The following is a 10,134-nucleotide window of genomic DNA, read 5'->3' as shown; positions in this document are numbered from 1 at the left end:
GCTGTAAGGGGGTTACTTCGGCAGGTATGCCAGCGCCATGTCATCTGCGAGAGCCGCCAAGCGCTTGTCACGGGTCCACAGGCGCGATCCTGGCGACAGGCGGACAGAGGCGAGCAGATGTGCGTCGGTATAGCCGATGCCTCGGTTGAACAGATGCCCAAGATTGATCAGGTCAAGCACGTCGTCCTCTCCCGCAACCTGTGCCCGTGGCAGGTTTCGCAATAGGCCGAGCACGGTACCCCGGTCGCGAAGGCTGCCCAGCGCGATTTCGCCCATGACATGAGGATGAGCTAAAACCTGCGCCGAAAGCAGCAACTCAGCAAGGTGCGGATCGCCTGACCGCAAATGATCAATCCAGACTGACGTATCGACGAGAAGCATGGTTGTTAGCTTCGCCGGCGCGGAGCAGTTTCCAGATCCGGCTCAGAACCTCCTAGGCCTGCGAGACGACGCGCACTTTCCCGTTCGATGAGGGCTTTCAAAGCTTCCCTCACAAGTGCTGATTTCTCGCGCACATTCGTCAGGTCCTGCGCCTTCGCCACAAGGTCATCGTCAAGTGCGAGCGTGGTCCGCATATTTTCCCACTCCCTCTGGCCTGATATCCGCGATTAGCCCACGAACCCTACCATCAAACCGCTGCCTGCTCCAACGTTCCCCCGTTTGACCAACCACCTATGGCCTGACTAAGTTTCAAACGATTTCAAGGAGCAAACTCCATGTTTCTGCACCAAGCGCCGAGGGCAAGACCGGGTGAGTTCCTGAAAACGATCGGGGTGCAGGGGTCTGCGACCCCTGCAAAAACAGAAATCGAAAGAAGAACCCAGTCACACTCACTCGAACCCGTAGGGCACCACATCCCGGTTGTGCAGGTCGATGAGCGTGCGCCGGTCGGCGGGCGGGAAGGCGCGCTGGGCGCAGTTGGGGCGCGGGCAGATGCGGCAGCTGGCTCCAATGGGGGTTGCCTGCGCGCTGGCATCCAGCCGGGCGGCGTAGATGAACTGGGAGGCGTAGGAAATCTCGCAGCCCAACGCCACCACGTAGCGGCGCGTCGGTTTGAGAAAGCTGCCGGACTGTTTCAGGATGCCCCGCGCCATGGTCACGTAGCGCACGCCGTCCGGCATTTCGGCCAACTGCACCTTGATCTCCCCCGGCAGGGCGACGGCCTCGTGCACCACCCACAGCGGGCAGGTGCCGCCGTACCGGGCGAACTGCAGGCGGGTGGCCGAGTGGCGCTTGGTGATGTTGCCTGCCATGTCCATGCGCACGAAGAAGAACGGCACGCCCCGCGCGCCCGGCCGCTGCAGGTTCGACAGGCGATGGCACACCTGCTCGAAGCTGGTGCCGAACTGCTGTTGCAGCTGCTCCACGTCGTGCAAGAGCGTGCGCGCCGCCTCGATGAAGCGCCCGTAGGGCATGAGCAGCGCGCCCGCCGCGTAGTTGGCAAGGCCGACCCGCAGGATCTGCCGTGCGTCTTCCGTGCGCAGCGTGGCGCTTGCGGCAATGTCCTCGATCAGCGGCGCGAACTCCACCAGCGCCAGCTGGTGCGCCACGAGGAAGCTGCGGCTCTCCGGGCTCAGGTGCGCATCGATGATCACCTCACGCCGTACCGGGTCGAACCGGCGCATGGACGGGTCATCGGGCGCGGCGGCCGTCAGGCGCACGGTGATGCCGTGGCGCTCCTTCAGCAGCCGCTCCAGCTGCGGCCCCAGCGGCCCGGCGGGGGCCTTCAGCCCCTCCACCAATCCTTCGGCGGCATCGTCCAGCTCGCCCACATAGTTGTCGCGATAATGGAAGTAGTCCCGCACTTCTTCCCATGGCAGCAGGTAGCCTTCGGTCTGGTTGACCGTGATCGCCTCGTCCATGGTTTGCAGCCGGTCATTCAACTGCCGGTAGGCCTGATGCAAAGTTGTGAAACTGCGGACAAGCCCCGGTGATTGACCGACCGTTCGTTTGATTTCTTGAAGACCCGGCCCCTGCCCCGCGAACAGCGGGTCGGCCAGCGCCTCGCGCAGGTCGGCGGCAAGGCGGGAGGCATCGTCCTGTGCGAACTCCGAGAGGTCGACCGCGAACTCCCGGCCCAGCGCCAGCAAAACCGCCACGGTGATGGGGCGCACGTCCGTCTCCATCTGGCTGAGATAGCTGACCGAAACCCCCAGCCTTGAGGCGAACGCGCCCTGGCTCAGTCCCTGCCGCTCCCGCACCGCCCGCAACCGGCTCCCCGCAAAGATCTTGTCCGCACGACCCATTTGCGCCTACTTTCACAAAATCACATTTTGCGAAGTAGCATAGGCCCAGTTTCACAACTTGGCCAGTTTTTACGTGCCATAGCTGGCCGTCTGGCGCTATCGAGGCCCGCAATTTGTGTACCGTTGTTCGCAATGTGGGGGATGCAACACGGCATTTCCTGCCTGAGGACAAGCAGTTCAAAGCTCAAGAGGCCGGATTTACACCATGCCAGAGATCATCGAGGAACTGGAACGCCGTCGCGCAGCAGCCCGCCTGGGAGGCGGCCAGAAGCGTATTGACGCCCAGCACGCCAAGGGCCGTCTGACGGCACGCGAGCGCATCGACCTGCTGCTCGATCCGGGCACGTTCGAAGAAGTCGACATGTACGTCGAGCACAACTGCATCGACTTCGGCATGGCCGAGCAGAAGATCCCGGGCGACGGCGTCGTCACCGGCTCGGGCACCATCAACGGCCGCCTCGTTTACGTCTTCAGCCAGGACTTCACCGTGTTCGGCGGCTCGCTCTCCGAGCGTCATGCGCAGAAGATCTGCAAGATCATGGACATGGCGATGAAGGTCGGCGCACCGGTCATCGGCCTGAATGACTCGGGCGGCGCCCGCATTCAGGAAGGCGTCGCCTCGCTCGCCGGTTATGCGGAAGTGTTCCAGCGCAACGTGCTCGCCTCCGGCGTCATTCCGCAGCTGTCGGTCATCATGGGCCCGTGCGCGGGCGGCGCGGTCTACTCGCCCGCCATCACCGACTTCATCTTCATGGTGAAGGACAGCTCCTACATGTTCGTCACCGGCCCTGACGTGGTGAAGACCGTCACCGCCGAGGTCGTGACGCAGGAAGAGCTGGGCGGCGCGTCCACCCACACCGCCAAGTCCGGCGTTGCCGACCTCGCGTTCGAGAACGACGTGGAGGCGATCAACCAGATTCGCCGCTTCTTCGACTTCCTGCCGCTGAACAACCGCGAGGAAGTGCCGTTCCGTCCGTCGTCGGACGACGGCGAGCGCATCGAGATGAGCCTCGACACGCTGGTCCCGCCGAACCCGAACAAGCCCTACGACATCAAGGAGCTGATCGTTAAGGTCTGCGACGAGGGCGATTTCTTCGAGCTTCAGCCGAACCACGCCGGCAACATCGTCATCGGCTTCGGCCGCATCGAGGGCCGCACCGTCGGCTTCGTCGCCAACCAGCCGATGGTGCTGGCAGGCTGCCTCGACATCAACTCGTCCAAGAAGGCCGCCCGCTTCGTGCGCTTCTGCGACGCGTTCAACATTCCCATCGTGACGCTGGTGGACGTGCCGGGCTTCCTGCCGGGCGTGGCGCAAGAGCACAACGGCATCATCAAGCACGGCGCGAAGCTGCTGTTCGCCTATGCCGAGGCCACCGTGCCGAAGATCACCGTCATCACCCGCAAGGCCTACGGCGGCGCGTATGACGTGATGGCCTCCAAGCACCTGCGCGGCGACCTGAACTACGCCTGGCCGACCGCCGAAATCGCGGTGATGGGCGCCAAGGGCGCGGTTGAGATCATTCACCGCAAGGACATCGGCGATGCCGAGAAGATCGCCGAGCGCACCAAGGAATACGAAGAGCGCTTCGCCAACCCGTTCGTTGCGGCCTCCAAGGGCTTCATCGACGAGGTGATCATGCCGCACTCCACGCGTCGCCGCATCGCCATCGGTCTGCGCAAGCTGCGTAACAAGCAGCTCGAGAACCCGTGGAAGAAGCACGACAACATTCCGCTGTAAGCAGGGCGCAGCTGAGGAGAGAAACGATGATTGGTCGTTTGAACCACGTTGGCATCGCCACGCCCTCGATCGACGAGAGCGTGAAGATCTACCGCGATCTGCTGGGCGCAACGAAGATCCACGACAAGTTCGCCCTGCCCGAACAGGGCGTGTGGGTGTGCTTCGTCGATACGCCCAACAGCCAGATCGAGCTGATCGAACCCTATGGAGAGGCCTCGCCGATCCACAAGTTCCTCGAGAAGAACCCGCTGGGCGGCCAGCACCATGTCTGCTTCGAGGTGGAGGACATCCACGCGGCGGCGGCTGACATGGAAGCCAAGGGCGCCAAGGTTCTGGGCGCGCCGCGTATCGGCGCGCACGGCACCCCGGTGATTTTCGTGCACCCGAAGAACATGGGCGGCGTGCTCGTCGAACTTATGGAAACTCCGAAGGGAGCCCACTGATGACCGACAAGACGGTAAAAGACTGGGAACAGCTCGCCCAGAAGGAGCTGAAGGACACGCCGCTGGAGAAGCTGACCTGGGAAACCCCGGAAGGCATCGCGGTAAAGCCGCTCTACACCAAGGAAGACGTGGCGAACGTCGAGGAAACCCTCCCCGGCATGTTCCCCTTCACCCGCGGCGTGCGCGCCACCATGTACGCCAACCGTCCCTGGACGGTGCGCCAGTACGCGGGCTTCTCGACGGCTGAAGAGTCCAACGCCTTCTACAAGCGCAACCTGGCCGCCGGCCAGATGGGCCTGTCGGTCGCGTTCGACCTCGCCACCCACCGCGGCTATGACAGCGACCACCCGCGCGTGGTCGGTGACGTCGGCAAGGCCGGTGTGGCGATCGACAGCATCGAGGACATGAAGATCCTGTTCGACGGCATCCCGCTCGACAAGATGTCGGTCTCGATGACCATGAACGGCGCGGTCATTCCCTGCCTCGCCTTCTACATCGTCGCCGCCGAAGAGCAGGGCGTCAGCCAGGACAAGCTGGCCGGAACCATTCAGAACGACATTCTGAAGGAGTTCATGGTCCGCAACACCTACATCTACCCGCCCGCGCCCTCCATGCGCATCATCGCGGACATCATCGCCTACACTTCGAGCAACATGCCGAAGTTCAACTCCATTTCCATCTCCGGCTACCACATGCAGGAAGCCGGCGCGACGCAGGTGCAGGAGCTCGCCTTCACCCTCGCCGACGGCATGGAGTACGTGCGCGCCGCGACCGCCAAGGGGCTGGACGTCGACGCCTTTGCCGGCCGTCTGTCGTTCTTCTTCGCCATCGGCATGAACTTCTTCATGGAAGTGGCGAAGCTGCGCGCCGCCCGCACGCTGTGGGCCCGCATCATGAAGGACTTCGGCGCGAAGAAGCCGTCCTCGCTCATGCTGCGCACCCACTGCCAGACCTCGGGCGTGTCGCTGACGGAAAAAGACCCGTACAACAACGTCATCCGCACCACGCTGGAAGCGCTGGCCGCGGCACTGGGCGGCACCCAGTCGCTGCACACCAACGCGCTGGACGAAGCGATCGCGCTGCCGACCGATTTCTCGGCCCGCATCGCCCGCAACACCCAGCTCATCCTGCAGGAAGAGTCCGGCATCACCAAGGTGGTCGACCCACTGGGCGGCTCCTACTATGTGGAATCCCTCACCCGCGAACTGGAAGAGAAGGCCTGGGCCCTCATTCAGGAAGTGGAAGCCATGGGCGGCATGACCAAAGCGGTCGAGGCCGGTCTGCCCAAGCTGCGCATCGAGGAAGCCTCCGCTGCCCGTCAGGCCCGCGTTGACCGTGGCGAGGAAGTCGTCGTCGGCGTCAACAAGTACAAGCTGGCGCAGGAAGACCAGATCGAAATTCTGGAAGTCGACAACACCCGCGTTCGCGAAGGCCAGATCAACCGCATCAACGCGATGAAGGCCGCTCGTGACGAGGACCGCGCACAGGCCGCGCTCGACGCCATCCGCGCCGGCGCGAAGGGCGACGGCAACCTGCTGGCTCTGGCCGTCGAGGCTGCCCGCGCCCGCTGCACGCTCGGCGAAATCTCCTCCGCGATGGAAGACGTCTTCGGCCGTCACGTTGCAGAGGTGAAGTCGGTCAGCGGCGTCTATGGCTCGGTCTACGGTCAGGACAGCGCCTTTGTCCGCGTGAAGGAAGGCATCGAGGCCTTCTCCCGCCGCAAGGGCCGCGCACCGCGCGTCCTCATCGCCAAGATGGGTCAGGACGGACATGATCGCGGCGCCAAGGTCGTGGGCTCGGCCTATGCCGACCTCGGCTTCGACGTCACGGTCGGCCCGCTGTTCCAGACCCCGCAGGAAGCCGCCAAGCTGGCGCTTGAGAAGGACGTCGACGTGGTCGGCGCCTCCTCGCTGGCCGCCGGTCACAAGACCCTCATTCCGGAACTCATCCAGGAATTGAAGGCTGCCGGCCGTCCGGACATCAAGGTGGTGGCCGGTGGCGTGATCCCGGCGCAGGACTATGACTACCTGCGCGACACGGGCGTTCAGGCCATCTTCGGCCCCGGCACCAACATCCTGGACTCGGCTGCCGAGACCCTGCGCCTGCTGGGTCACAACATGCCGCCGCTGGACGAGGAACAGGCAGGCTAAGCCACGCCGCCAACGAACAGGAGCGGCTCTGCCCCAAAGGGCCGCTCCACACTTTTTTTGAAGCACCAGGCCAAACGCGAGTGCATCTATGTTCAAGAAGATCCTGATTGCGAACCGTGGCGAGATCGCCTGCCGCGTCATCAAGACCGCGCGCCGCCTCGGCATCAAGACGGTTGCCGTTTACTCCGACGCCGACGCCGGCGCGCTGCACGTGGAAATGGCGGACGAAGCCTTCCACCTCGGCCCGCCGCCCGCTGCCCAGTCGTACCTGCTGGGCGAGAAGATCGTCGAGATCTGCAAGCAGACCGGCGCTGAGGCCGTTCACCCCGGCTACGGCTTCCTGTCCGAGCGCGAATGGTTCGCCAAGGCGCTGGCAGACGCCGGCATCGCCTTCATCGGCCCGAACCCGAAGGCCATCGCCGCCATGGGCGACAAGATCGAGTCCAAGAAGCTGGCCAAGGCCGCGGGCGTCTCCGTGGTGCCGGGCTTCGTCGGTGAGATCGAGGACGCCGACCATGCCGTGCGCATTGCCGATGAAATCGGCTACCCGGTCATGATCAAGGCATCGGCCGGTGGCGGCGGCAAGGGCATGCGCATTGCCTTCAACGCGGCTGAGGCTCGCGAAGGCTTCCAGTCTGCCCGCAACGAAGCCAAGTCGTCCTTCGGCGATGACCGCGTGTTCATCGAGAAGTTCGTCGAAGAGCCGCGCCACATCGAAATTCAGGTGATCGGCGATGCTCACGGCAACGTGATCTACCTTGGCGAGCGCGAGTGCTCCATTCAGCGCCGTCACCAGAAGGTGGTCGAGGAGGCTCCCTCGCCGTTCGTCACGCCGGAAATGCGCAAGGCCATGGGCGAGCAGGCCGTCCAGCTCGCCAAGGCTGTGGGCTACAACTCGGCCGGCACGGTCGAGTTCATCGCCGGCAAGGACCGCAGCTTCTACTTCCTCGAGATGAACACCCGTCTGCAGGTGGAACACCCGGTCACGGAAATGATCACCGGCCACGACCTTGTGGAGCTGATGATCCGCTCCGCCGCGGGCGAGCCGCTGCCGTTCACCCAGGACGACGTCCAGCTCAACGGCTGGTCCATCGAGACGCGCGTCTACGCCGAAGATCCGTATCGCGGCTTCCTGCCCTCCATCGGTCGCCTGGCCCGCTACAAGCAGCCGGTCGAGCGTGAAGGCGTCCGCGTCGACACCGGCGTCGTCGAGGGCTCGGAAATCTCGATGTTCTACGACCCGATGATCGCCAAGCTCATCACCTACGGCAAGACCCGCGACGAGGCGATCGCCCTCCAGCTGGAAGCGCTGGACGAGTACTACATCCGTGGTATCGGCCATAACATGCACTTCCTGTCGTCGGTGATGCAGCACGAGCGTTTCCAGGAAGGTCGCCTGACCACCGGCTTCATCGCCGAGGAATATCCGGAAGGCTTTGCCGGCGCGCCGCTCACCGAACAGAAGCGCGAGCGCCTGACCGTGGCCGCCGCGATCATGAACGTGATCGAGAAGGAGCGCGAAAGCCTCATCGACGGTCAGCTGAACGGTCAGGGCGCCCACTACGGCGAAGACTGGGTCATCGCCGTCGACAAGCAGCAGACCCCTGTTCGCGTCGAGGACAACGGCGACGGCTACGTCGTTCACATCGGTGACAAGGCCATCCGCGTCGACACCGACTGGACCCCGGTCGACACCGTGTTCCGCGCCAGCCTGAACGGCGCTGACGTGTTCGTCGAGGTTGATCGCCGCCAGCTCGGCTACCAGCTCGGCCACCAGGGCTCGGCTCACCATGTGATCGCCTACACGCCGCGCGCGGCCGAACTGGCCGGTTACATGATCGAGAAGGAAGCGCCGGACATGTCCCGCTTCCTGCTCTGCCCGATGCCGGGTCTGGTCGTCTCCATCGACGCCGAAGTCGGCCAGAAGGTGGAAGCCGGTCAGGCGCTGGCCGTCATCGAGGCGATGAAGATGGAAAACATCCTGCGCGCCGAAAAGTCGGCCGTGGTGAAGTCCATCAACGCCAAGAAGGGCGACAGCCTGGCCGTTGATGCCGTCATCATCGAATTCGAATAAGCCTCAATCGGCTTCTCGAGACGGAAATGCCCTCCGGAGCTTGCTCCGGGGGGCATTTTTTTGTGCCCGCCCGGTGGATGCTCTCCCGTCCTTGCAGTTTCGCCAGCTAAAATCCGGTGCATACTTCCGTATAACGGCTGCAACGACAAAAAGGGGATGGACGGCGCATGACGCAGGTGATCGAGCGGCGCATTGATGTGGGGGATCTGACCATTAGCGCGATGGAGGCGGGCGAAGGCCCGCTGGTGCTGATGGTGCACGGGTTTCCGGGCCTTGCCTACTCATGGCGGCATCAGATGTTGCCGCTGGCAAAGGCCGGTTTTCGCGCTGTTGCCATCGACAGTCCCGGCTACGGCGGCAGTGACCGCCCGCTGGAGCAGGAGTTCTACACCGCCTCCAAAATGCAGGACTACCTGCTGCGCATTCTCGATTTTTACGGGGCCGAGCAGGCATTCATTCTGGGGCAGGATTTCGGCGCGCAATACGCCTGGAACATGGCCGCCCGCAGCCCGGAGCGCGTGCGCGGCCTCATCGCCACCATCCCCTATGATTACGATCTGGCGGGCCGCGCGCTGCTCGGCAGCAAGGCCCGCCTGAAGCCGTCCGACCCCACGCCGCCCGAATCCGCCTACCCTGACCGCCTGCCGACCGAGCGCTTCGCCGCCATGGCGAGGGATCACTTCGTCCACTTCCACTACTTCCAGAGCATCGGCCCGGCCGAGGAGGAACTGGGCAACAACATCGCGGAGTACCTGCGCCGCAGCTTCTGGTCCCTCAGCGCCGAGGGCAACCTCTGGGCATGGAAGGCCGTCTCCTCGGCTGGCAGCGGTTATCTGGACGCCCTGCCGCCCGCGCAGCCCCTGCCCTGGAAATGGATGAGCGAGGCCGAATTCCAGACCTTCGTTGACGGCTACGACCACCCGGATGTCATGCGCCGCTTCATCGGCGGCCTCAATTCCTACCGCACGGCAGATGCCAACTGGGTCGACGGCCTTGCCTGGGCGGATACGGACGTGACCGTCCCCACCCTGTTCGTTTACGGCGAGAAGGACCCCTCCTTCGGCTTCTTTGCCGACTGGGAGGAGCGGATGCGCCGCCGCGTTCCGGGCCTGCGCGAGATCATTGCACTGGAAGGTGCGGGCCACATGGTCCAGCAGGAAGCGCCCGAGGCGTTCAACGCCGCCATCCTGCCGTTCCTGAAGGATCTCGCCTGATGGAGGCCGGGCTGCCGCGCCTTGCCGGGCATCTGGGCGTGCGGGGGCCGGATGCGCCCCTGTTCCGCCATCTGGCGGACGGCACGAGTGCCGCGGATCAGATCCGGTTCCTCGCCCGCCACGGCTTCTCGGGCGTCAGCGACAATTATCTGCTGTTGCGGGAGCCCGATCTACAGGCCCGCATCGGGCAGCTGGCAGCGGCGCATGGCCTTGAGATGGCCTCGTTCGTCCATGATCCGCTGAACTGGAACCAGCCCACCTGGAACACC

The 10,134-nt window shown here is 64.2% G+C and carries 8 protein-coding genes and 1 pseudogene; 6 read left to right on the top strand and 3 right to left on the bottom strand.

The features are described 5' to 3' along the window. Positions 1–12 precede the first annotated feature (12 nt). The 3 genes from VIG90_RS06850 to VIG90_RS06840 all read right to left on the bottom strand — a co-directional run bounded on the left by VIG90_RS06850 (position 13) and on the right by VIG90_RS06840 (position 2,246). A complete protein-coding gene (locus VIG90_RS06850; protein WP_331592741.1) occupies positions 13–381 on the bottom strand; it encodes a type II toxin-antitoxin system VapC family toxin in 369 nt (122 codons plus the stop codon). A 5-nt stretch (positions 382–386) separates the two neighbouring features. Beyond that, positions 387–575 carry a type II toxin-antitoxin system VapB family antitoxin gene (locus tag VIG90_RS06845; RefSeq protein ID WP_331592740.1) on the bottom strand — a complete coding sequence of 63 codons (189 nt, stop codon included), beginning with the start codon at positions 573–575 and terminating at the stop codon, positions 387–389. Between the two features lie 255 nt (positions 576–830). Then, positions 831–2,246 (bottom strand): helix-turn-helix domain-containing protein, encoded by a 1,416-nt coding sequence (locus VIG90_RS06840; RefSeq protein ID WP_331592739.1) that lies wholly within the window; start codon positions 2,244–2,246, stop codon positions 831–833. Positions 2,247–2,451: 205 nt separating this feature from the next. Between VIG90_RS06840 and VIG90_RS06835 the strand changes: the two genes are divergently transcribed. The 6 genes and pseudogenes from VIG90_RS06835 to VIG90_RS06810 form a co-directional block, all read left to right on the top strand. Then, a complete protein-coding gene (locus VIG90_RS06835) occupies positions 2,452–3,984 on the top strand; it encodes an acyl-CoA carboxylase subunit beta (RefSeq protein ID WP_331592738.1) in 1,533 nt (510 codons plus the stop codon). 26 nt (positions 3,985–4,010) lie between these two features. Continuing rightward, entirely contained in the window at positions 4,011–4,427 is a 417-nt protein-coding gene (mce, locus tag VIG90_RS06830) for a methylmalonyl-CoA epimerase (RefSeq protein ID WP_331592736.1), read from the top strand. Further along, complete coding sequence (gene scpA / locus VIG90_RS06825) at positions 4,427–6,577, top strand: methylmalonyl-CoA mutase (RefSeq protein ID WP_331592735.1); 2,151 nt, start codon at positions 4,427–4,429, stop codon at positions 6,575–6,577. Before mce ends, scpA begins: the two co-directional genes overlap by 1 nt. 88 nt (positions 6,578–6,665) lie before the next feature. Further along, positions 6,666–8,651 carry an acetyl/propionyl/methylcrotonyl-CoA carboxylase subunit alpha gene (locus VIG90_RS06820; protein WP_331592734.1) on the top strand — a complete coding sequence of 662 codons (1,986 nt, stop codon included), beginning with the start codon at positions 6,666–6,668 and terminating at the stop codon, positions 8,649–8,651. A gap of 167 nt (positions 8,652–8,818) precedes the next feature. Beyond that, positions 8,819–9,865: an alpha/beta hydrolase gene (locus VIG90_RS06815; RefSeq protein WP_331592733.1), complete on the top strand. Its 1,047-nt coding sequence runs from the start codon at positions 8,819–8,821 to the stop codon at positions 9,863–9,865. Then, positions 9,865–10,134 (top strand): annotated as a pseudogene (locus VIG90_RS06810) (hypothetical protein); the annotation flags it as partial. The gene VIG90_RS06815 and the pseudogene VIG90_RS06810, both read left to right, overlap by 1 nt.

This window comes from Pedomonas sp. (assembly GCF_036515995.1).
Lineage (GTDB): Bacteria > Pseudomonadota > Alphaproteobacteria > Sphingomonadales > Sphingomonadaceae > Pedomonas.
This window is presented reverse-complemented; position numbering and strand designations above follow the sequence as displayed.

Excerpts from the sequence above, each read along its gene's own strand:
- mce (WP_331592736.1), top strand. The coding sequence starts at position 4,011 with ATGATTGGTCGTTTGAACCACGTTGGCATCGCCACGCCCTCGATCGAC.
- VIG90_RS06840 (WP_331592739.1), bottom strand. The coding sequence starts at position 2,246 with ATGGGTCGTGCGGACAAGATCTTTGCGGGGAGCCGGTTGCGGGCGGTG.
- VIG90_RS06820 (WP_331592734.1), top strand. The coding sequence starts at position 6,666 with ATGTTCAAGAAGATCCTGATTGCGAACCGTGGCGAGATCGCCTGCCGC.
- VIG90_RS06845 (WP_331592740.1), bottom strand. The coding sequence starts at position 575 with ATGCGGACCACGCTCGCACTTGACGATGACCTTGTGGCGAAGGCGCAG.
- VIG90_RS06815 (WP_331592733.1), top strand. The coding sequence starts at position 8,819 with ATGACGCAGGTGATCGAGCGGCGCATTGATGTGGGGGATCTGACCATT.
- VIG90_RS06835 (WP_331592738.1), top strand. The coding sequence starts at position 2,452 with ATGCCAGAGATCATCGAGGAACTGGAACGCCGTCGCGCAGCAGCCCGC.
- VIG90_RS06850 (WP_331592741.1), bottom strand. The coding sequence starts at position 381 with ATGCTTCTCGTCGATACGTCAGTCTGGATTGATCATTTGCGGTCAGGC.
- scpA (WP_331592735.1), top strand. The coding sequence starts at position 4,427 with ATGACCGACAAGACGGTAAAAGACTGGGAACAGCTCGCCCAGAAGGAG.